Annotated in this window: 20 protein-coding genes and 1 riboswitch; of the genes, 6 read left to right on the top strand and 14 right to left on the bottom strand. The window is 43.6% G+C overall.

Annotated features, from left to right (window positions below; all coding sequences use genetic code 11):
- Positions 1–9 precede the first annotated feature (9 nt).
- The 3 genes from AC4CUZ_RS04515 (at position 10) to AC4CUZ_RS04505 (ending at position 1,926) form a co-directional block, all read left to right on the top strand.
- Positions 10–420 carry a DoxX-like family protein gene (locus tag AC4CUZ_RS04515; protein ID WP_348927149.1) on the top strand — a complete coding sequence of 137 codons (411 nt, stop codon included), beginning with the start codon at positions 10–12 and terminating at the stop codon, positions 418–420.
- On the top strand, positions 417–1,250 hold the full coding sequence (locus AC4CUZ_RS04510; RefSeq protein ID WP_490747321.1) for an SDR family NAD(P)-dependent oxidoreductase: 834 nt from the start codon (positions 417–419) through the stop codon (positions 1,248–1,250). The genes AC4CUZ_RS04515 and AC4CUZ_RS04510 overlap by 4 nt, the downstream gene beginning before the upstream one ends.
- A gap of 61 nt (positions 1,251–1,311) precedes the next feature.
- A complete protein-coding gene (locus tag AC4CUZ_RS04505) occupies positions 1,312–1,926 on the top strand; it encodes a riboflavin synthase subunit alpha (protein ID WP_490747320.1) in 615 nt (204 codons plus the stop codon).
- 119 nt (positions 1,927–2,045) lie between these two features.
- On the opposite strand, the gene acs is transcribed toward AC4CUZ_RS04505, so the two are convergent.
- A complete protein-coding gene (gene acs, locus AC4CUZ_RS04500; protein WP_490747319.1) occupies positions 2,046–3,989 on the bottom strand; it encodes an acetate--CoA ligase in 1,944 nt (647 codons plus the stop codon).
- 453 nt (positions 3,990–4,442) lie between these two features.
- On the opposite strand from acs, the gene AC4CUZ_RS04495 reads away from it, so the two are divergent.
- Positions 4,443–5,414: a mechanosensitive ion channel family protein gene (locus AC4CUZ_RS04495; protein WP_279681564.1), complete on the top strand. Its 972-nt coding sequence runs from the start codon at positions 4,443–4,445 to the stop codon at positions 5,412–5,414.
- On the opposite strand, the gene AC4CUZ_RS04490 is transcribed toward AC4CUZ_RS04495, so the two are convergent.
- The 5 genes from AC4CUZ_RS04490 to prfB form a co-directional block, all read right to left on the bottom strand.
- On the bottom strand, positions 5,400–6,110 hold the full coding sequence (locus tag AC4CUZ_RS04490; RefSeq protein ID WP_490747318.1) for a 16S rRNA (uracil(1498)-N(3))-methyltransferase: 711 nt from the start codon (positions 6,108–6,110) through the stop codon (positions 5,400–5,402). The two genes, AC4CUZ_RS04495 and AC4CUZ_RS04490, sit on opposite strands and share 15 nt — an antisense overlap.
- Before the next feature lie 214 nt (positions 6,111–6,324).
- The gene (locus AC4CUZ_RS04485; RefSeq protein ID WP_490747317.1) at positions 6,325–7,605 is read right to left on the bottom strand and encodes a 3-deoxy-D-manno-octulosonic acid transferase; all 1,281 of its coding nucleotides are present in this window, start codon (positions 7,603–7,605) and stop codon (positions 6,325–6,327) included.
- A 99-nt stretch (positions 7,606–7,704) separates the two neighbouring features.
- A complete protein-coding gene (locus tag AC4CUZ_RS04480) occupies positions 7,705–8,784 on the bottom strand; it encodes an alkene reductase (RefSeq protein ID WP_419275413.1) in 1,080 nt (359 codons plus the stop codon).
- Positions 8,785–8,799: 15 nt separating this feature from the next.
- The gene (locus AC4CUZ_RS04475; RefSeq protein WP_004978252.1) at positions 8,800–9,099 is read right to left on the bottom strand and encodes an ArsR/SmtB family transcription factor; all 300 of its coding nucleotides are present in this window, start codon (positions 9,097–9,099) and stop codon (positions 8,800–8,802) included.
- 140 nt (positions 9,100–9,239) lie between these two features.
- A protein-coding gene (gene prfB, locus AC4CUZ_RS04470) for a peptide chain release factor 2 (protein WP_100222790.1) occupies positions 9,240–10,335 on the bottom strand; the annotation gives its coding sequence in 2 pieces (ribosomal slippage) (positions 9,240–10,262 and positions 10,264–10,335; 1,095 coding nt in all).
- 482 nt (positions 10,336–10,817) lie between these two features.
- Between prfB and AC4CUZ_RS04465 the strand changes: the two genes are divergently transcribed.
- Positions 10,818–11,600, top strand: coding sequence for a putative porin (locus AC4CUZ_RS04465; protein WP_130235401.1), 783 nt, complete (start codon positions 10,818–10,820; stop codon positions 11,598–11,600).
- 167 nt (positions 11,601–11,767) lie between these two features.
- Positions 11,768–12,604, top strand: coding sequence for a putative porin (locus AC4CUZ_RS04460; protein WP_490747316.1), 837 nt, complete (start codon positions 11,768–11,770; stop codon positions 12,602–12,604).
- A gap of 44 nt (positions 12,605–12,648) precedes the next feature.
- Here AC4CUZ_RS04460 and recJ read toward each other — a convergent pair whose 3' ends face one another.
- From recJ to AC4CUZ_RS04420, 8 genes are all read right to left on the bottom strand, one after another.
- Positions 12,649–14,355 (bottom strand): single-stranded-DNA-specific exonuclease RecJ, encoded by a 1,707-nt coding sequence (gene recJ, locus AC4CUZ_RS04455; RefSeq protein ID WP_490747315.1) that lies wholly within the window; start codon positions 14,353–14,355, stop codon positions 12,649–12,651.
- A complete protein-coding gene (gene pdxH / locus AC4CUZ_RS04450) occupies positions 14,356–15,012 on the bottom strand; it encodes a pyridoxamine 5'-phosphate oxidase (RefSeq protein ID WP_490747314.1) in 657 nt (218 codons plus the stop codon).
- 13 nt (positions 15,013–15,025) lie between these two features.
- Positions 15,026–16,357, bottom strand: coding sequence for a phosphoglucosamine mutase (gene glmM, locus AC4CUZ_RS04445; protein WP_490747313.1), 1,332 nt, complete (start codon positions 16,355–16,357; stop codon positions 15,026–15,028).
- 122 nt (positions 16,358–16,479) lie between these two features.
- On the bottom strand, positions 16,480–17,946 hold the full coding sequence (guaB, locus tag AC4CUZ_RS04440) for an IMP dehydrogenase (protein ID WP_004691717.1): 1,467 nt from the start codon (positions 17,944–17,946) through the stop codon (positions 16,480–16,482).
- Positions 17,947–18,168: 222 nt separating this feature from the next.
- Positions 18,169–18,534, bottom strand: a complete 366-nt coding sequence (locus AC4CUZ_RS04435; RefSeq protein WP_078388319.1) for a YkgJ family cysteine cluster protein — start codon at positions 18,532–18,534, stop codon at positions 18,169–18,171.
- A 94-nt stretch (positions 18,535–18,628) separates the two neighbouring features.
- A complete protein-coding gene (locus AC4CUZ_RS04430; protein WP_004691719.1) occupies positions 18,629–19,426 on the bottom strand; it encodes an oxygen-binding di-iron domain-containing protein in 798 nt (265 codons plus the stop codon).
- Positions 19,427–19,608: 182 nt separating this feature from the next.
- A complete protein-coding gene (locus AC4CUZ_RS04425; RefSeq protein ID WP_490747312.1) occupies positions 19,609–20,184 on the bottom strand; it encodes a TMEM165/GDT1 family protein in 576 nt (191 codons plus the stop codon).
- A gap of 75 nt (positions 20,185–20,259) precedes the next feature.
- Positions 20,260–20,409: riboswitch (yybP-ykoY riboswitch) on the bottom strand.
- Positions 20,410–20,548: 139 nt separating this feature from the next.
- A complete protein-coding gene (locus AC4CUZ_RS04420) occupies positions 20,549–22,522 on the bottom strand; it encodes a 2-oxo acid dehydrogenase subunit E2 (RefSeq protein ID WP_490747311.1) in 1,974 nt (657 codons plus the stop codon).

Raw genomic sequence — 22,522 nt, 5'->3', positions numbered from 1 at the left:
CCACTTTATATGAACAACAGCCAACCCTCTAAATTCATTAATCTCTCTTTGGCCTTTTTATGGGGCTATCAAGGTCTAATTCCTAAAATCCTTTTTATCAATCCCGATGAGATTGCCATTTGGCAAACTTTTGGGCTTTCCTACGCACAGGCCCAACTGGCAGGTCAGGGCTCAGGTGTGCTTGAGTGTGTTTTTGCTTTATTTTTACTTTTTAATTCCAGTAAATATCTGCATTACCTCAGTATTTTCAGCTTAGTGTTTTTATTCGCACTGGTCGCTTTTCTGATCCCAGATAGTCTCATTCGTGCTTTTAATCCTGTGGTTATGAACCTTGCAATGATCAGTCTATCCATTTGTTATTGTATGCTTCACAGTCAAAAAGCGACTTCCTTTAGTTCACAAAGTAAAGGATCCATATGAATTCAAAATCAGGTTGCATTGTCATTACAGGCAGTTCTAAAGGTATCGGCTTGGGTTTAGCTCAAGCCTTCTTAGAACAACAACAAGCCGTCGTGATTTCTGGCCGAAATAGCACAGATTTACAGCGCACCCTGCAACAGTTGCGACATCACTTTCCCACTGCGCTGATTCATGCCGTCACTTGTGATGTCACGCAGATCCATGAAGTACAAATGCTTTGGGATGAAGCCATTCAACAATTTGGTGCTGTTCAGATTTGGATTAATAATGCAGGCAGTTGTACAGCGACACTAGACTTTAAAGATCTCGCAGCAGCAGACATACAGACTGTGGTGCAAACCAATATTCTAGGCAGTATGTTCGGCTCACAAGTGGCCTTAAACGGCATGCTAGCACAAGGCTATGGTCAAATTTTCAATATGGAAGGTTGGGGTACTCGAGGTGAATGGAGTGCAGGCATGACCGCCTATGCCACCACCAAACGTGCCGTAGGGTACTTTAGTCAAGCACTGTTTAAAGAAACCAAACAGACCCACATTCAAGTCGGTACACTCAGTCCCGGAATGGTAGCAACTGACCTACTGGTATCCTCTTGGCAAAATGGCAATGTTCAGCACTGGAACAAAATGAAACGGCTTTTTTTGTTTATTATCGATCCTCCCGAAGTGGTCTGTCGCTATTTGGCTCAACGTATTTTAGAGAATAAACGTCGCCATACTCGAATCGTATGGATGACGCCCTTGCGTCTGTTGCTCCGATTTTTGCGGCCCTATTATTGGCGTCGCAATCCCATTAAAGATACAGCTTTAGCACACCTCAGCTCAAAATAATGCCACATCAAGTTGTAGATCATTTACATTAAACATAACCCCCGAATTAGGAAGACTTCTGATGTACACAGGTATCGTACAAGGCTTAGAAAAAATTCTAGATGTCCGTCAAGGTGACGGTTTTAGCACCCTTGTGGTTTCAAATACACACAACTTTTTCCACGATGTCTTCATCGGTGCAAGTGTAGCCATCAATGGCACCTGCTTAACTGCAACGCACATCGACCTTGCTGCCAACCAAGTCCATTTTGATGTCTCAGATTTGACTCGACGCCTGACCACTTTAGGGACTTTACAGACAGGTGATGAGGTGAATATCGAACGTTCAGCCAAAGTCGGGATGGAAAATGGGGGGCATAACCTGTATGGACATATCGAAGGAACGGCTACAGTAAAGCAGCTGAGCCGTCACGGCGAGACTCTACATGTGGATCTCCACATACCCGAGGGTAATATCAAATACTTTTTCTTAAAAGGTTTTATTGGTCTGAATGGTTGTAGCCTCACCGTCAACCGTGTTGATCGTAACAGCCATGAAATTTCAGTTGATTTGATTCCTGAAACCTTGCGTCTAACCACGTGGGGATCGGTACAAGTCGGCGATGCCGTCAATTATGAAATTGATCAGATGACACGGACCATGGTGGATACCTTAGAAAGCATCCATCAGCGTTAGAACTATTTAATTTCTAAACGTCTCGTACTTACAAATTTGTATACAGCAACCTGATATAGTCCATCAATATGTCAAAATAAAAATACCGTCTGCTTAAGACGGTATTTTTTAGGTTGATTTTATCCGTTTGGATATACTTCTTTAATCAACACTTCGACCACTTGCGGTTCAGCCAGCGTCGATGTATCGCCCAAACTATCTAACTCGTTCGCCGCAATTTTTCTTAAAATACGGCGCATAATTTTACCTGAACGTGTTTTCGGTAAAGATGGTGCCCAATGTAAGGCATCTGGTGTCGCCACAGGACCGAGTACCTTTCTTACCCACTGAATCAGTTCGGCACGGAGTTCTTCCGTTTGTGCAGTGCCCGCTTGTAAAGTGACAAAGGAACAAATTCCCTGCCCTTTGATTTCATGTGGCATTCCTACTACGGCAGCCTCAGCCACCGCCTCATGTGCCACTAAAGCACTTTCCACTTCAGCCGTGCCTAAGCGGTGCCCTGACACATTCAGTACATCATCCACCCGTCCTGTGATCCAGTAATAACCATCTTTATCACGGCGTGCACCATCGCCCGTGAAATACGTTCCCGGATAGGTTGCAAAGTACGCTTCGATAAACCGCTCAGGATCCCCCCAAATGGTTCGCATTTGCCCCGGCCATGAATCCTTAATCACCAGATTCCCTTCAGCCTCTCCTTCTAACTCGTTGCCTTCTGCATCGACCAAAGCAGGTTGAATCCCAAATAAAGGACGCGTTGCAGACCCTGGTTTAAGTGGTGTCGCCCCCGGAAGTGGAGAAATCAAAATCCCGCCTGTTTCGGTTTGCCACCAAGTATCCACCACTGGGCAACGGCTTTCCCCCACCACTGTGTAGTACCAATTCCATGCTTCAGGATTGATCGGCTCTCCGACGGAACCAATTAAACGTAAACTGCTACGGTCACTCTCACGGACAAAGGCATCCCCTTCACGCATCATGGCGCGGATCGCTGTCGGGGCAGTGTATAAAATCGTCACATTGTGTTTGTCGACAATGTGCCCTGTACGTGCCCAACTTGGATACTGTGGAATCCCCTCAAACATCACCGTTGTCGTTCCATTCGACAAGGGGCCATACAGCACATAAGAATGTCCCGTAATCCAGCCCACATCGGCGGTACACCAAAACACATCATCTTGTTTTAAGTCGAATACTTCACGGAAGGTACTATTCACATAAGTTAAATAGCCCCCTGTGGTATGCAGCACCCCTTTGGGCTTACCGGTTGAACCTGAGGTATATAAAATAAATAGGGGATCTTCGGCATTCATCGGTTCAGCTGGGCAAATCTCATTGACCGTCATGATTTCCATGTGATACCACAAATCACGCCCTTCTTTCAGCGTAATCGGATTGCCTGTCCGGTGCACCACAATCACGTTTTGTACCGAGTCTGTCCCGGGTAGATTCAATGCGGCGTCTACATTTTCTTTTAGCGGAATCGGTTTCCCCCCACGCATTCCAGAGTCTGCGGTAATCACAATTTTGGCTTGACTGTCATCAATTCGGCTCGCCAATGAGTCAGGTGAAAAGCCACCAAACACCACACAATGCACGGCACCGATTCGAGCACAGGCCAACATTGAAATGGCTGCTTCTGAAATCATTGGCATATACAGCACCACACGATCGCCTTTCCCCACCCCATGCTTTTTCAGGACATTGGCAAAACGACACACTTCGTCATACAGTTCTGCAAAGGAAATGATTTTATGGCGTGAGGGATGGTCACCTTCCCAAATAATGGCGGGTTTATATGGATGCTCTTTTAAATGGCGATCGAGGCAGTTGGCACTTAGGTTTAACTGACCATCGGCAAACCATTCAATTTTAAAATTATCTTTGTCATAACTGGTATTTTTAACTTGGCTAAAAGGCTTGATCCAATCGAGTTTCAACGCTTGTTCAGCCCAATACTCGTCAGGTTGTTCGATCGATTTTTGATAACGTTCAAAATATTCTTGTTCATTGGTGCGCGCAGTTTTTTCAAATTCAGCAGGTACAGGATAGACTTCTTTCATATCATACTTCCTTATATTCTGACTCTCATCGCGAGAGTTCATGCCACAGTTATTGGTTTATTATTGGACTGCATAACCACAGTATGACGATTGTTTTTTAAACAGATCAACACGGCTTTGGTCGTATATTATTTCTACAATTTAAAACACATTTTATAGTGATCTTTCAATGAGATCCTGTGTTTAATCCGTAACATGAACAAAGCTGAACTCAGTAAAGTCGCTCCAGTTAGGCTTTTTAAAGCATATTGTTACACTTCAGGCTGCGCTATTTCATACATAGGAGCATGACTCAGCGCCTTCATTCCAAAACTCAAGCATTAAAAAAACAGAGAGATAGATTTTTATCCGTCTATCAATCACCCAGAATGCGATAATTTCATACGCTTTTCTCTATTAAATACACACAATTTTCAGGCAAAATATGCCAAATTTTCAGCGATTGGAGCACCAGTGTCAGAACAAACCAATACCTTGAGCGAAGTTGCTCAAGGTACGTCAGAGATGCTACATGACGCGACAGCGAAAACCACGCAAAGTGTAATTGCACATACGGCAAAATATAATGACGCCTATTCCACCATCGACAAATTTGTCGATAGTTTTTGGGAGCGTATGCCTTATTTTTGTATTGCGCTGATTACCTTCGTCATTTTTTATTTGCTCTCCAAACTGTTTAAACTTTTTGTTCGTAAAGCACTGTCTGATCGTTCTTATACCAAGCAAAACCTTGTCCTTGTCCTAAACCGTGTCGGCAGTTCAGCCATCGTCTTTATTGGCTTCCTGATTGCCATGGTGATTGCGATTCCGGGTTTCACCCCTGGTCAGCTGATGAGTGCTTTGGGGATTGGCTCGGTTGCCATTGGTTTTGCATTTAAAGATATCTTCCAAAACCTACTTTCAGGAATCCTAATTTTACTGGGTGAACCGTTTAAGATTGGCGATGACATTATTGTCTCGGGTATGGAAGGCAACGTTGAAGATATTCAAATTCGTGCCACTTACTTACGTGCGCCAGATGGTCGTCGTATCGTGATTCCAAATGCAACTGTGTATACCAGTGCAGTCACCGTTAACACCGCCTATCCACGTCGTCGCTGTGAATTCTTGGTCGGTATTGGTTATGAAGATGACATCAAAAAAGCCAAAGATATTATTTTAGGTATTTTAGACCGAGATACGACTATTTTAAGTCAGCCGGGTTTTAGTGTGAACGTCGCTGCACTTGCAGATTTTTCGGTGAACCTCAAAGTCCAATGGTGGGTCAACACCACAGAAACTACGGTATCTGGCTCGATCAGTTCAGTACAAGAATATGTGGTTCAGGCCTTTGCCGAGCAAGGGATTTCTATTCCTTACCCAGTCCAAGAAGTTCGCGTTGCAAAAAATGACAGTTACCCGACAGAAACTTCAGCTGCTAAATAGGCGTCCTAAAACATAAGGGATCACGGTTTCAGTCCGAATAATACGGTTGCCTAAGCTCATCGCTTGGCAGCCATTTTTTACAAGTAATTCAACTTCGTAAGGGATAAATCCTCCTTCCGGTCCGATCACAACCGTACACGGATGCTGAATCGCAAAAGGCATTTTGGCATCGCTATAGGGATGTGCCACATAGGCAGGACAATCGGCTGAAATCAGGCTTGGCAATTGATCTTCAACAAAAGGCTTAAAGCGTTTATAAATTTCAATTTTGGGTGCAACCGTATCGCCTGCCTGCTCTAGCCCCAAAGTCACATATTGATCCAACTGTTGTAAGAACGGGGTTTGCCAATAACTTTTATCGACCCGATAGCTGTGCAGCAAAATGATTTTTTCAACCCCTAAAGTCACCGCATCCATAATCAAACGACGCAGAACTTTAGGACGTGGCATCGCGACAATTAAAGTCACTGGTAGTTTGGCTGGTACAGGTTCTTCATATAAGGGTTTTATACGTACAGCTGTTTCAGAAACCTCAACCACTTGCGTAAGATGACGCTTTCCGTTTTGTATCCCGACTTTTAACGTATCACCGGCTTTCAGCTCTAAATGATGATGCAAATGTTCAAGCTGACGCTTGGCGCTAATGGACCAGAGTTCAGATTCAGTTTGTCGCGGGTCTAAGAGAACAATATTCATAATAAATAGAAAAAATCCAAACAGTAGAGGCCTCATCAGCACATGTCATCGTGAAAGGCGACAAGGATGTCGCCCGCTGTGCTGAGGTACAGGATGTACCTTCAGCACAGCAAAAGATTTTTGTTACTTTTCATCTTTGAAAAGTAGGAGCCACCTACGCAAAGCCATCCATAAAATCTACAGTATTTGTAGTAATGACAAACTCACTCAAGTTTTATAAATAAGCATCAATCACTTGAATATGCTTTTTCAAAGAGCCCGTATTTAACTGCATAATCTTTTGTGCCGCTTGATTCAGTTTATTCGCCTGCTCAGTATGCTCTAACAGTATCATCAACACCGCAGCAGCTTGTTCAGCATCCTCAACAACTTTCACCGCATCGGCTTGTACAAATTCATCGACAATGGTTTGGAAATTAAAATAGTTTTTGCCCAAAACCGTCGGCACATTTAAAGCAATTGGCTCTAAAATATTATGCCCGCCACCGGGTTCATTCAATGATCCTCCAACAAAACAGGCATCAGATAAGGCATACCATAACCACATCTCCCCCATCGAATCGGCTAAATAGACTTGGGTGTCCGCCTCTACTCTTTGTCCCGTACTTCTGCGAGTGGTGTTTAAATTTAAACTTTGCGTAATGTTAAAGACCTCATCAAAACGTTCTGGATGACGCGGCACAACAATACACAACAGTTCAAACTGCGCATCCAAATATGGCTTAAGTGCATTTAACAATTTTTGTTCTTCGGGTGCATGAGTACTGGCAATAGTGATGATCTTACGCCCAGCGAGTGACCATTCTTGCTTGAGCTGAGCTGCCTGTTTGACAAACGATTCTGGCGCATGAATATCAAACTTAATACTCCCCACCACCTGTGTTAGCGATGGTGCTGCACCGAGCTGAATAAAGCGCTCTGCAGTTGCCTGATCTTGTACCAAAAGCTGATCTAGTCCGTGTAACATCGGCTGCGTAAGGCTAGATACTTTGGCATAGCCTTTGGCTGATTTTTCAGAAAGACGGGCATTAATCAAGATACATGGCACCTGACTCTGCCCCGCTTGAGCAATTAAATTCGGCCAGAGTTCAGTTTCAACCAAAGCCAAAAGTTTGGGCTGATACAATGCGAAAAACTGACGAACTAAAGGTTTTTGATCCGCAGGTAAATATACAGCTTGGAACAGGTCTAAATAAGGTGCTTTTAAGAATAGGGATTTGGCCCGTGCCTGTCCAGTTTTGGTGGTATTGGTCACCAAGACTGGATGACCGGCTTTTAAATAATGCTCGATGAGAGGCTGCGCTGCATTGGTTTCACCCACCGACACCACATGAAACCAAATCGCTTGGCGGTTTTTAACCGGTTGAAATGGCCCGAAACGTTCGAGACATTCTTGTTGAAATTGTTCTGTAGTCTCTGCACGTTTTTTTATTTTAGACTTATACAGCGGTTTGATCAGCGCAAGTGCTGCGTTATACCAAAAAGGAGTAGCCAAATACGTGCTCCAAAAATCAATGCAAAAATAAAACAGCGCAACTCATATTATCCCATGAATTGCGCTGTTATCTTGTCGCGAATTGAACGGAAAAGCAATTTAAACCGCAGCAGTTTCCATTTCAGCTAAAGTCGGATAGTCCACATAGCCTTCAGCGACATCCGTTCCAATCATATTTTCCAGTTTCAGTTCATTCAGTGGTGCATCTTGCAGTAAACGCTCATACAAGTCTGGATTGGCAATATACGCCTTACCAAAAGACACCGCATCAGCCTTGCCTGATGCCAACAGCTGAATCGCATCTTCACGACTCAGTTGCATATTGGCAATATAAGGCACTCCACCAGAACGCTCTTTCATATATTCAGAAATACTGTCTTCAGCCAGATATTCACGGGTAAAGAAGAAGGCAATCTTGCGTTTGCCCAGCTGCTCCATGGCATAGCCAAATGTTTCACGTGGATTATCATCGCCCATGTCATGGTCATCACAACGCGGCGCAAAATGCACCCCTACACGATCTGCGCCCCATACTTCAATCAGTGCATCAGTTGCTTCTAGCAGGAACCGTGTACGATTTTCCACTGAACCGCCGTATTCATCTTCACGCTGATTGGTTTTGCTTTGCAAGAACTGGTCAATCAGATAACCATTGGCAGCATGTAATTCCACACCATCAAAACCGGCTTCTTTAGCACGAATCGCGGCTTGCTTATATTGCTCGGTAATCGCGTGAATTTCAGAAACCTCCAAAGGACGTGGCAATACATAAGGACGTTTTGGACGTAGTAAGCTGACATGACCCGCCTGTTGTACTGCACTTGCAGAGACTGGTGTTTCACCATTTAACAGATCCGGATGCGATACACGACCAACATGCCAAAGCTGGGCAATAATCAGACCGCCCTTCTCATGAACCGCTTGAGTGACCTTTTTCCAGCCTTCGACCTGAGCATCGGTAAACAATCCTGGAGTATTCAAATAGCCATTGGCTTCTTCAGAAATCACTGTAGCTTCAGAAATGATCAGGCCAGCACTTGCACGTTGCGCATAGTACTCAACCATCATTGGGGTTGGAACGCGATCAGCAGTTGCGCGGTTACGGGTCAGCGGCGCCATGATGACACGGTTTTTAAGCTCTAACGCACCGAGCGTTAAAGGAGAATTTAATTCAGCCATCGTTACTCCCACCTGTTAAAGGTGTTGTTGTAGGTGTTCGATAAATTGCTGAATCAACGCTTCATTGCGAGAAAAATAAGACCATTGTCCATATTTTTCCACTTGAATTAAACCGGCCTGCTGTAAAACGGACAAATGGTTCGACATCGTCGATTGCGATACATTTCCCAACCGTTCGATATGACCTGCACATACGCCGCGTCTAAAGTCACCACATTCGTCACTCGATAAAAATTGTTCCGGTTTTTTTAACCATTCCAAAATTTGGCGACGCGTTGGATTAGCCAAGGCTTTAAAAATTAAATCTATATCCATACTCAAGACACGTTTAATGGGCAACAAAGCGTTGTCAGCTTGTTTTACTTAATATATCGCATTTTTTCGATTTTAATATCGTTTTTTTTAGATATATTGTAAAATAACTGATAACCCTTTGCTTTCATTCATCATTTAAATTACAAACCTTGTTTTAAGCTTGCTTCAATAAACTTATCAAGGTCACCATCTAGTACTGCACCTGTGTTGGAGTTTTCAACACCCGTACGTAAGTCTTTAATACGCGAGTCATCCAATACATAAGAACGAATCTGACTGCCCCAACCAATATCCGACTTCGAGTCTTCAAGTGCTTGAGCCGCTTCGTTACGCTTGCTCATTTCCAACTCATACAACTTCGCACGTAACTGTTTCCAAGCATGGTCACGGTTGGCATGTTGTGAACGTTGGTTCTGACATGCCACCACAATGCCTGTTGGCGCGTGGGTTAAACGTACAGCAGAGTCTGTTTTGTTAATGTGCTGACCACCTGCACCCGAAGCACGATAGGTATCGGTACGCACGTCAGATGGGTTGATATCAATTTCAATGTTGTCATCGACTTCAGGCGAGACAAACACAGCAGAGAATGAGGTATGACGGCGGTTACCCGAGTCAAATGGCGATTTACGCACTAAACGATGCACACCCGATTCGGTACGTAACCAACCATAGGCATATTCACCTTCAACACGAATCGTTGCAGACTTAATCCCAGCCACATCGCCGTCTGACTCTTCCATCAATTCAGCTTTAAAACCATGACGTTCAATCCAACGCATATACATACGCAGTAGCATTGAAGCCCAGTCTTGTGCTTCTGTCCCACCTGAACCAGCTTGAATTTCCACATAACATGGATTTGGGTCCATTGGGTTGCTGAACATACGGCGGAATTCAAGCTTCGCTAACTCTTCTTCTGCAGAAGTCAATTCAGCTTGGACATCAGCCAACAGACTTTCATCATCTGCCTCGACTGCCAAATCAAGCATCGCTTGCGCATCTTCAAGCTGCGTTGCCAAACCATCTAACACATTTAAGACGTTTTCAAGTTCGCCTTTTTCTTTGGCCATGGCTTGTGCACGGCTTTGATCATTCCAAATCGCGGGGTCTTCTAATTCACGGAGAACCTCTTCTAAACGCTCTTTTTTCAGATCGTAGTCAAAGATACCCCCGTAATGTGAGACCACGGTCGTTTAAGTCTTTTAATTGGTTTAGATACGGATTAATTTCCACGTGAATTACTCTCAATCAATATAAAGCGAAAAATAGCCGCTGATTATATCACAGTCGACGGTGGGGATTATTCATCTCAAATTCGACAAAATTACGCCTTCTTTCTAGTCCTTAAAACCGTTTAGTTTCCAAAAAAGCATTCTCTTCAACCGCAATCAAGCTGCATATAAATGCGAACCATCCCACAAAATACACACCTGAGAAGTGTTCTCAACAGACAAACGGACTAAACATTTTGAGTTAAAATTGGTTAAAATGGCGTCAAAAATTATGAACTCCACAGAATCTACACAATTTTAATAAAACAAAACATTATAAATTTATAATTTATTATCAATCATTTAAATTTAAAAAATTACACGATGTAACCTTAGATACAGAGCATTAACTTTCCTTTGGTTGACGCTTTTTTATTTTGCCCTAGACTGAAGTTGTAACAAAAAGTTAATGAAATACAGTTCCACTTACGAGGGGTACATACCATGAAAAAATTAGCAATTGCTTCAGCATTACTTTCAGCTCTAGCGATCACAGGTACTGCACATGCATACCAAGCAGAGGTGGGTGCTTCAGCTGGCCTAATTGATCCAGACAACGGTAGTTCAAGCGGCTCTTTTGGCGTAGATGGCACATACTATTTCAACCCAGTTCAAACACGTAATGCGCCACTTGCAGAAGCAGCATTCTTAGACCGTGCAAGTAACGTTAACGCAAAATACCAATACGACGAAGTAGGTGATAATGAACGTCATCGTTATGGCGTCGGTGCTGAAGTCTTTGTCCCTAACTCAGATTTCTATGTGAGTGGTAATGTTGGTCGCGATGATAGGAAATTTGACCGCGGTGGCGATTTTGATGAGACCGTTTATGGCGCTGAAGTGGGTTATTTACCAGCACCAGGTTTATTAATTGCTGCGGGTCTAAAAGGCTATGACAACGATTATGACGATGGCGTAGATCCTACTCTTCGCGCTAAATATGTCACTTCTTTAAGCAATGGTAAAGACATTAACTTAGAAGCAGGCGCAGGTTTTGGTGATTTAGACGAATATAATCTTGCAGCAGATTACTTCATCGATAAAACCTTAAGCCTAGGTGTAGATTACTACAGCAAAGACCGTGACTATGGTGATACTAACGAATTTGGTATCAATGCACGTAAATTCTTTACCCCGCAAGTCAGCCTTGAAGGCCGTGTTGGTTTTGGTGAAGATGGCAACAACGACTACAACAAATTCGGTTTAGCTGCGAAATATCGTTTCTAAAACCAATTAAAAACCTTGAATACTCAAAGCCCATTTTCGAATGGGCTTTTTGCACTCTGATAAAGCATTGTTATAAATAAAGATTGACTCCCTGCTACTTTTTCGTACACTTCGTTACAACTGTCATAGAACAATCATATTTTTATAACAAAGAGAGAACCTCTAAAATGCTTAAACAACTTGCACTTACTACCGCACTTATTGCGAGCTTCGGGACTGCACATGCTTACCAAGCGGAAATCAATGCAAACTACGAAAATACAAGCTTTGATGGTGACAGTGAAGACCTTGATACTTTTGGCATCAGTGGCAAGTACTACTTAAATGGAGTGAACACTAAAAATTCGCCACTTGCAGAGGCTGCTTTTTTAAGCAAAGCAAGCAACATTGGTCTTGGTTATGCGAACTCAAGTATTGATGAAGACGGCGCCGATTTAGAAATTGACACAGTCGGTTTAAATGGTGAATTTTTCATCCCAAACTCTCAATTTTATGTTTCTGGTAGCCTCAACCGCTCTGAAGTGACGGTTGAAAGTGAATTTGGTAAAGCATCAGATGATAATGTGGGTTATGCATTAGAAGCAGGTTACCTGCCTGTCGATGGGCTACTCATTGCGGCTGGTGTAGCCAAAGAAAATCTTGATCCAATGCATGTTTCAAAAAATGGCTTCATTGATACATTCTCAAATATCTCCGCAGTAGCAGACGATACAGCTGTAACCTTACGCGCTAAATATGTGACTCAAATTGGTAACCATTTTACCAATTTTGAAGGTGCAACATACTTTGGTGATGAAACTGCTTACCGCTTAGGTGCCGATTTATATATCGATCCAACCTTAAGTGTTGGTGTTTCATTTATGGATACAACATTCGATGACTTTGACACTGTTTGGGCTGTTCGCGCGCAAAAATTCTTTACGCCTGCTATTGCTGTTGGCTTGAACTACACAACAACGGAAGATGCTGATTCATACGGTATCAATGGTACATTCCGCTTCTAATTGAAACAAAAATGTATTAAAAAACCGCTCTATAGAGCGGTTTTTTAATGTTGTTCTAAATGCAAAATGCGAAGTTGTACGCTGACATTGCCACGAAATTCATTTTTATCCAGCTCATAGACCAAACGAATTTGATGGTTCATCTCATTGAACTGGTATTTGTCTGCAGCATTAAAAGCAATGGCATCTACAACCTGTCCATTGTCTAAAGCTATACGTAATTTTAAATGCACTTCTTTCAACCAGCGGAAATCTAAAATTTGAAAGTTTCCTTCAAAAATAGGTGCTGGAAACTTTTGCCCCCATGGACTAATCTGCTGTAGAAGATCGACCGTTTCAACCTGAATATTTTCTGCTGCTAACTCACCATCGGTCCATAAAGTCGCCGTAAATAAACCTTCATCCTGAGCTGCCATCAGTACTTCAAAGGCCTGCTTAAACTCTTCAAAATGGACTTTTTGAATGGTTAAACCCGCTGCCGCAGCATGCCCACCAAAGTGGCTGACCAAATGTGGATATTGCTCAGCAACACACTCAATGGCATCGCGGATATGCACTCCTTCAATCGAACGTGCTGAACCTTTAATATGTATCCCATCTTCATCTGCGGCAAATACAATACTCGGACGATGAAACTGTTCTTTTAAGCGTCCCGCAACAATGCCAATCACCCCTTGATGCCAATGCGGCTCGAACATAATTAAAGCCGTAGGTAAGACCGTATCATCCAGTTGAATTTGATCCAAGGCTATTAAGGCCTCTTGTTTCATCGTCGCTTCAACCTGACGACGTTCCACATTCAACTGATTCAGTTGTTCTGCCAATGGATAGGCAGAGGCAAAGTCCTGTGCCAATAGACATTCAATCCCGATATCCATGGTTTCCATACGACCTGCCGCATTAATACGTGGCCCCAGTACAAACCCCAAATCTTGCGCTTTTAAAGTTGCAGCCTCTCGACCTGCAATCTCCAGTAGAGCACTGATACCAGGGCGGCATAAATGCTGTTGAATGCGCTTCAGGCCAACATCGACCAAGATGCGATTGTTATAGTCAAGACTGGCAACATCGGCATAAGTGCCTAAGGCCACCAAATCCAAATACTGACTCATGAGTGCCGAAGACTTATTTAGTTTTTTACGATAGGTCGATAAATTGGCCAAGACATAAAAGGCCACACCCACCCCAGCTAAGGCTTTACTTGGAAAATCACACCCCAACTGGTTCGGATTCACTACCGCTTCAGCACTGGGAGTCGGTTTGGTGGTCAAATGGTGATCGGTAATAATCACCTGCATGCCATGATCTTGCGCTTGTTTCACGCCGTCATGACTGGAAATACCATTATCCACCGTAATCAATAAATCAGGTGTAAAGCTGGTAAATGCTAAATCCGCAATCGCAGGCGTTAAGCCATAACCATATTTAAAGCGGTCTGGAACCAGATACTCTACCTGCGCCCCCATTTCTCGCAAAGCCAAAATCATTAAAGCGGTGCTGGTTGCACCATCTGCATCATAATCACCCACAATGACAATTTTGTGTTCCTGATCAATTGCAGCATCCATCAACCGAATTGCTTCATTTAAGCCTTTCATGCTAGGGGCCAGTAAATGCTTGAGCTTTAACTCCAGCTCCTGCGTTGACGCCACCCCACGGCGGGCTAAAATTTCTGCAATAAACGCAGGAACGTCCTGAAATAATTCAGGACAGGTCATAAAGGGTCTTTGCTTAATTTGAATGGCTGACATTTATGGCATCAAACGTTTCAGCATCCAGACATCTTGCTGTTTTTCATAACTTAAACGGTCATGTAAACGGTTCGGACGCCCTTGCCAAAACTCATAATAGTCAGGCTCAAGGCGGTAGCCACCCCAAAAGACAGGTTTATTCAGTTCTGATTTACCTTCAACTTGGCTTTGCAATTGCTCAAAACGTTGTTGCAAGACTTCACGGCTTTCAATCACACCACTTTGTGGTGTACTGATATGTGCTGCAATTTGGCTATCTCGTGGACGCTTATGATAGTAGTCCGTCGATTCTGCTTCAGAAATTTTGACTACTTTACCGCCAATGCGAATCTGACGTTCCTGCTCTTGCCAATAAAACAGTAACTCTGCATATGGGTTTTCTGCCAGATCATTGCCTTTTTGACTGTCATAATTGGTATAAAAATCATAACCTGCTTCAGTTGCACCGCGCAGCAATACCGTTCGTACATGCGGCCGACCCTGCACACTTGCTGTCGCCAATGACATAGCATAAGGTTCGTGCAGTTGTGCTTCTAAAGCATGATTAAACCAAAGTAAGAACTGAGCATGTGGATGGGTTTCTACTCGATCTTCATGCAGCTCGCCTTTTTGATAACTTAAACGAAGCTCACTGAGATCTTTAATTAAATCACTCATTTTTCACTCCTTATTAAGCTGCATTCGCACGTACAGCATCAGCCAATGTATGGGCTAAAGTGCTGACTTCATCGAGATCATCTCCTTCCACCATGACACGAATCACAGGTTCAGTACCTGATTTACGAATCAACAAACGACCACGACCTTTGAGTTGTTTCTCGGCTTTATCAAATTCAGCCACCAAAGCAGGCACCGCATAAGGGTCAAACATCGCCTCTAAACGTACATTCACCAGCACATTCGGTAGAAGCTTAAAGTCAGCAACCAATTCATGCAGCGCTTTCTTCTGCTCGACCATCACCGTAAGCACTTGAAGGGCGGCAATAATGGCATCACCTGTGGTACTTTTATCCAAGGTTAAGATGTGTCCTGATGGCTCACCACCAACGACCCAACCTTTTTCTTCTAGACCTTGTAATACATAGCGATCTCCCACTTTGGCACGTAATAACACTACACCGGCTTTTTCCAAAGCCAGCTCTAAAGCCATATTTGACATTAAGGTACCCACTATTCCAGCAGGTTTTTTAGCGCTCTGTGTCGCCAAGATATATAAAATATGGTCGCCATCAATTAGCTTGCCATCTTTATCCACCAAAATAACACGGTCTGCATCCCCATCAAAAGCGATACCCAAATCTGCACCACTTTCAACTACAGCTTGTTGCAAACTTTCAGGGTGTGTTGAACCACATTGCTCATTGATATTTACACCGTTAGGCTCATTATGAATGGCAATGACCTTGGCGCCGAGCTCACGAAAGACCGATGGACCCACGTTATATGCAGCACCATTTGCACAATCCACCACAATGGTTAAATCATTCAAGTCTAAATGGTATGGAAATGTGGATTTACAAAACTCGATGTAACGCCCATTGGCATCTTTTACGCGGACACTTTTACCCAAGTTTGCCGTGTCTTCAATCACTAATTCTTTTTCAAGTTCTTGATTAATTTCTTCTTGAATAGCATCTGGTAGTTTCTTACCTTCACTGGAAAAGAACTTGATCCCATTATCAAAATAAGGATTATGTGATGCCGAAATCACAATGCCCAAACTTGCATGTAAAGCACGGGTCAAATGTGCAATTGCTGGGGTTGGCAATGGGCCTAGTAAATGTACATACACCCCTGCTGCGTTTAAACCCGCTTGTAATGCTGACTCTAAAATATAACCCGATAAACGTGTGTCTTTACCGAGTACCACCAATGGTTTTGATTTTTTACTGTGGCGTTTTAAAACTTTCCCTGCGGCAAAGCCTAACTTAAGGGCAAATTCAGGGGTAATAGGGAGGACGCCAAACTTACCGCGAATACCATCGGTACCAAAATAACTCATATTTTACTCACTTCTTAATGGTGATCTAAATCATCACTTTTTTACTGCCAACACTTTACACCAAAACGAAAAAGCCGTCATAAAAATGACGGCTTTTACTTTGAACAATTGGTATAGCTGAATTAGCCAACGCGATAGTTCGGTGCTTCTTTGGTAATCGTCACGTCGTGAACATGTGACTCCGACATACCTGCCGAAGTGATTTTCACAAACTTCGCATTTTGACGAAGATCTTCAATCACAGATGAACCTGTATAACCCATAGAAGAACGTAAACCGCCCATCATTTGGTGCACAATGTTGCCCATTGGTCCCTTGTATGGCACACGACCTTCGATCCCTTCAGGAACAAGTTTCTCAGCACCTGCTTTAGAGTCTTGGAAATAACGATCCGCAGAACCTGTTGCGCCTGCCATCGCGCCCAATGACCCCATACCCCGATACGCTTTATAGTAACGACCTTGGAAGAATTCCACTTCACCTGGCGCTTCTTCAGTCCCAGCAAGGAGTGAACCGACCATAATCGTACTCGCACCCGCGCCAATCGCTTTCGCCATATCGCCAGAGAAACGAATACCACCATCTGCAATTAATGGAATTTGATCTTTTAGTGCATTAGCCACGCTATCAATCGCAGAAATCTGCGGCATACCAATACCCGCCACAATACGAGTGGTACAAATTGAACCTGGGCCGATACCGACTTTGACCGCATCTGCGCCTGCATCAAGGAGTGCCAATGCAGCATCACCAGTTGCAATGTTACCGCCAATCACTTGGACTTGTGGGTAATTCGCTTTCACCCAACGTACACGCTCGATCACACCCGCAGAGTGGCCATGCGCCGTATCTACGACAATTGCATCTACACCCGCTTCAACCAAAGCCTCTACACGGCTTGGTGTTTCTACACCTGTACCGACGGCAGCGCCCACACGTAAGCGACCAAGATCATCTTTACAGCTACTTGGATAACTTTCCGCTTTACGGAAGTCAGTGACTGTAATTAAACCTTTGAGTTCGTTGTGTTCACCAACAACCAAAACTTTTTCAATGCGGTGCTTTTGCAGTAAAGCTTGAATATTTTCTTTCGACTCACCTTCACGAACCGTCACGAGACGATCTTGACCGGTCATAATGTTGCTTACAGGTTGCTCAAGGTTCGTTTCAAAGCGTGTATCGCGACCTGTGACAATACCGACCACTTTGCCATCTTTCACAACAGGTACACCGCTGATGTTGTTGGCTTGAGTAATCGAGATCAATTCGCGCACTGTAGTTTCAGGTGTCACAGTGATTGGATCTTTCACCATTCCTGCTTCAAATTTTTTCACACGACGGACTTCTGCAGCTTGTGCAGCAATATCCATGTTCTTGTGCAAAATACCAATACCACCGTTTTGCGCCATCGCAATCGCCATACGTGATTCAGTCACCGTATCCATTGCTGCTGAAACAAGGGGGATATTTAAATTAATGCCGCGCGTGAATCGTGTCTTTAATGAGACATCTTTTGGGAGAACAGTAGAATAGGCAGGGAGTAATAGGACATCATCAAAAGTTAACGCGTCTTGAACGATGGTCAACATGGCAGTCTCACTGGTAATTTCCGTGCGCTATTATAAACAAATATGAACTTAAATTTCATTTCAATTGAAAATTTATTTTTTTATCTTAGAAAATAAAGTGATAAAACCCATATTTTATTTGACACCTTCATTTTCACCTTTATTTTTTATTTCTTGTTTTAAGATGAATTTGATTTACTTTCTAAAACTAAAAAAGCAGAGCCTTGACTCTGCTTTTACCGATTAACACACTTGATCAAAACCTTCATCATTGACGGCAATGCTCGCTTCCAATTGCACAAATGGAATCATATTGTGCGCACGTCGCGCTTTGTTGCATTGATCATCAGCGATTTGAACTTCTTTACATGAAGAGCTACGCTGTTCATACATCCCACAACTAACTTGCTCACCAATGGTACCTTGCAGTGCAATACAGCGTGGGCTGGCTTGATTGGTTCCAGCCATGCATGAATACACAGCCGTCACTGGCTCTGTGTAATGTTCAGGCATTGAAATGCCTTCAGCCCAGTAAAATGAGACTCTAAAAAAGGCACAACATGCCCCGCAGCTTAAACAGGCATCTTCCGTTGGAACTTGAGACAACATCCTTTATATTCTCATTTTCAAAAACTTTTTTTGGAAGAAAATATTAAAAAAATTGTGGTTGCCAAACAAGCAAAATTTACGACTATTTTATCACTTAAGTTGGACAGGTAAAAACACTCTCATCCATCAAGTCTGTACCGCACTCCAAAGTCTCAATCCAGTCTAAAAATTGATGAATCTGCTCTTGCCCAATAAACGGTGTACCATGCTGCGGTACAATCATTTCGACATCCATCGTGCGGACCATATTGACCCATAAACGAATCACTTTGTTATTGCACATATAGCGCTGATGAAACCCTTTCATTTTAGGAATATGCGCAGCAAAGTTTTCCAAAGGTTTTGAGGCATCATCCACCATCGATGCCCCCATATCGCCTGAAAATAGAATCTTGGCAATTGGGTCATAAAACTGAAAATTGCCTACCGAATGTAGAAAATGGGCAGGCACAGCAATAATCGAAGACTGCCCCAACGTAATCACCTGACCGTGGTCAGGTAATTCCACCAATCGGTCCAACCAGTTGCCTTTCATCCGCTCACTCATAAAGGCAGAGTTCAAATGCGGTAGAAAGCGTGCCCAAAGTTTAGAAGCCACCACTTTCGCTTCGGTATAGACCAACCAACGCGGCATTGAGGTAATAATGTCAGGGTCTTGGTGTGAGGCCATCACAAAATCAAGATTGGTCAAACGGGTATATTTATTCAACTCCATGGTCAACGGTACATAGGTTAAGTCCCCACCGGGATCTAAGACTGCTGCACGCTCATGGTCAATAATTAAAAACTGATTTGCCTGTACACCCTCGCCTTTGACCAAGCTGGTAAAGCTAATACACTTATGTGTGCCATCATCATATAAAACCTGTGACGTTGTGCGGTCAAATGCCATGCCCATCCCCTCAAAATGCTGTTTTTCTTAAAAGACTTTTTAATACCTACAACATATATGGATTTACACAAACTTACAATGCATTTGCGACCAATATCATTTGATATATCAATAAATTGAAGATCATTTTTCAATAAAAAATCCCGATTTTTTAAGTCGGGATTCTTATTTTCTACGGTGAATTAGAAGAAATAATGCTGGATAAGTGTTGCAACACCAATGACCAAGAAAATGGCCGCACCAATTTTATGAATTAAGGCAATTGGCAACTTGGTCGCCAACTTATCGCCAATAAAGACCGCTGGCGCATTGGCCAACATCATCCCTAAAGTCGTACCCAACATCACCCAAACAATACTGTCAAAACGTGCTGCTAAAGCCACTGTCGCAATTTGAGTTTTATCTCCAATTTCGGCCAAGAAGAACAGCACAAATGTTGCGCCAAATACCCCTAGTTTCTGCCATTTCTTAATACTGCCTGACTCATCATCCAACTGATCAGGAATCAACATCCAACCTGCCATAGCAATGAAACCAATCGAGAGAATCCAGATCAGCGCATCAGGACTTAAAACTGTGGTGATCCATTGGCCTAAAACAGCAGAGACGCCATGGTTAATAATGGTCGCCAGCAAAATAGCCAATAGAATTGGGACGGGTTTACGGAAACGTGCAGCAAGTAACAATGCGAGCAGTTGGGTCTTATCGCCCATTTCAGCTAAAGCCACGATGGCTGTAGAGAGGAGGAATTCATACATGATGTCTTTCTCTGGCTAGCATAACAAATACCAATGACTCACCTCTCCTGCTAGCCAAAAATCTGCAGAGTGGTAAATCAAAGGTCTTGCCAACAAAAGAAAGCTCTTTAGAAGCTCATTTGGTTCTTTGCTATGATGACCATGCTCGTTTTAGAGCAAATATGTTGATCATCACCTGTTCTTAGGAACAGCGGCTACTCCCCAATGAAGTAACACAATGTTAGGCGAAAATACGTTTTTTGGCAATCTCTAAATACAAAAGACCCTGCCGAAGCAGAGTCTTTATTGAAGTATTTTTGCAGTGCTTCCAGCCGCTATTTTTCTCTTTTGAGAAGAGAAACCTACAGGCCAAAAAACCAGATCATCAGATCAGCAAAGTACGGATGTCTTTCAGCAACTTGGTCAGCTTATTGGTAAAGCGCGCAGCATCGGCCCCATTGATCACACGGTGATCATAAGACAGTGACAACGGTAACATCAGTTTCGGATCAAAACCTTGACCATTCCATACGGGTTGCATCGTCGCTGGAGAAATCCCCAAAATCGCGACTTGTGGCCAGTTCACCAATGGTGTAAATGCCGTACCACCAATTGCACCTAAGCTTGAAATCGTGAAGTTTGCACCTTGTAGATCTTTCGGCGAAAGCTTCTTATCACGTGCTTTCTGACCCAATACACCGAGCTCCACCGCAATGTCTTTAATCGATTTCTGGTCTGGATTACGGAGTACAGGAACGGTTAAACCATCTGGTGTTGCTACAGCAATGCCCATATGGATTTCGTTCCGCAAGAGCACAGACTTGCCATCATCAGCCAAGTGACTGGCAAAATCACGCTCTTCTTTCAGCAAATGCGCAACAGCTTTAATAATGAAAGCCATAATGGTCAAACTAATACCATCTTTCTTAAAGTTACCTTTAAGGTCATTACGCCAAGCTTCAAGCTCAGTAATATCCGCCAAATCAAACTGAGTTACTTGCGGAATATAGTTGTTTAAAGACAACTGCGGAATAGAGACTTGTTGCAGACGTGTCAGCACTTTCTCTTCTACACCACCAAACGCTGTGAAATCCGGAAGCTTTGGCAAGCCAGAAACTTGAGCAGCAGCCTGAGCGGCTGGAGCAGCCTGAGGCGCAGTTAAACGCGCTTTGACAAATGCTTTCAGGTCTTCCTTCATGACACGCGCATGCGGGCCAGATGCGCTTACTTCAGACAATACGACGCCTAATTCACGCGCCAGCTTGCGTACAGCTGGGCCTGCATAGACTTTCGCATTGGCGTCATTCTGCGCTTTCGTCAGCTTGTCTGCACCCTGTTCTGACACAGGAGCCGCAACTGACTGTGCTGCTGGCGCAGGCTGCGCTTTAACTTCAGCTTTAGGCGCTGGAGCAGAAGCCGCCGCAGGTGCAGCAGCGGGTGCTGATGAAGATTCACCTTCAATGGTCACCAAAGCCACACCTTCCGATACATTTTGTCCCAATGCAACATGAATGGCTTTAATCACACCTGCTGTTGTACTTGGTACTTCAACCGTTGCTTTGTCTGATTCAACCACGATGATACTTTGGTCTTTTTCAACCGTATCACCTACTGACACCAAAATTTCAGCAACAGCCGCTTTGTCCACACCCAAGTCAGGCACTGCAATTTCAACTGCACCTACAGGCGCAGCAGCAACTTGTGGCGCCGCTTCAGCAGGCTGAGCTTCAGTGGTGGCTTGAGGTGTTGCAACTGGCGTAGGCTCAGCAGTCACTGGTGCAACTGAAGCTGCTGTTTTTACAGTCAGAATCACCACACCTTCTTTAACACTGTCACCAACTTGAACGCTAATTGATTCCACTGTGCCTGAAATCGTACTCGGGACTTCCACAGTCGCTTTGTCTGACTCAACCACAAGGATGCTTTGATCAACGTCAATTTGATCGCCAACCGACACCAAAATTTCACCAACGGTTGCTTTTTCCACACCAATATCTGGCACTTGCACATCAATCACTTGTGATGCTGTAGTGGCAGCGGGTGCAACCGTTTCAGCAACAGCAGCGGGTGCAGTCTTTTCTTCAGCTTGTACAACGTCAGCCTGTGCTTGTACTGCTGGCGCTTCAGTTTGTCCCTCGGCTTCCAGCTCAATCAGCGCTGCACCTTCAGCAACAGAGTCACCTAAGTTTACTAAAATGCTTTTAACAACGCCTGCTGAAGTGCTAGGCACTTCAACAGATGCTTTGTCTGATTCTAATAGAACAACACTGTCATCAACCGCAATGGTATCGCCAACTTTGATCAAAATTTCAGCAACAACGGCTTTATCTACACCAATATCAGGAGTTGTAATTTGCAT

The sequence above is a fragment of the Acinetobacter sp. 789_lipA genome (genome assembly GCF_058242845.1).
Note: the sequence above shows the minus strand (reverse complement) of the source record. Positions and strands in the feature narration are given on the sequence as shown.